Source organism: Streptomyces spinoverrucosus (genome assembly GCF_006539505.1).
In the GTDB taxonomy this organism is placed as follows: Bacteria; Actinomycetota; Actinomycetes; order Streptomycetales; family Streptomycetaceae; genus Streptomyces; species Streptomyces spinoverrucosus.
This window is the reverse complement of record NZ_BJND01000212.1, coordinates 1-646: the sequence shown is the minus strand read 5'-3', so window position 1 is coordinate 646 and position 646 is coordinate 1. Positions and strand designations below refer to the sequence as shown.

Genomic DNA, 646 nt, shown 5'->3' with positions numbered 1-646 from the left:
CCGCCGTCACCGCCCGGCTGGCGATCAACGTCGCCCAGTCCGCCCGGGCGCGACGGGAGTCGTACGTCGGGCCGTGGCTCCCCGAGCCGATCGACACCAGTCTGGACCCGCAACTGGGAGCGGAACGGGCTGAGGCACTGGAACTCGCCGTTCTCCTCCTCCTCGAGAAACTGAACCCGGTGGAACGGGCCGCCTACGTCCTCAGAGAAGCCTTCGACTACCCGTACAAGCAGATCGCGGAAATCCTCGAAACGAGCGAGCCCAACACCCGCCAGCTCGTAAGCCGCGCACGCAAGCACCTGGCTGCCGAGCGCAGGGAACCCGTCAGCCCCACCGAACACCGGCGACTGCTCGACGTGTTCCTCACCGCAGCACAGACCGGCAATCTGACCGAACTCGAATACATCCTCGCCACGGACGTCGTCAGCTACGCCGACGGCGGAGGAATGCGCGGCGCATCGAAGATCCCCGTCGTCGGACGTCCCCACGTCTCCAAATACCTCGCCGCCTTCGCGCCACGATTCTGGCCCCACTCGGACATTCGATGGGTCGAGGCCAACGGCCGACCGGCCATTCTCGTCTCCTCCGACGGGCACCCCATGGCCCTCCTGTCCATCGACGCGTCGGCGGAAGGCATCGAACGCAT

General features: G+C 66.7%; 1 protein-coding gene. It reads left to right on the top strand.

What is annotated here, in order from left to right:
• Positions 1 to 646, top strand: a 646-nt coding sequence (locus SSP24_RS42580; RefSeq protein ID WP_141316648.1) for a sigma factor-like helix-turn-helix DNA-binding protein, incomplete at both ends; no start/stop codon positions are given.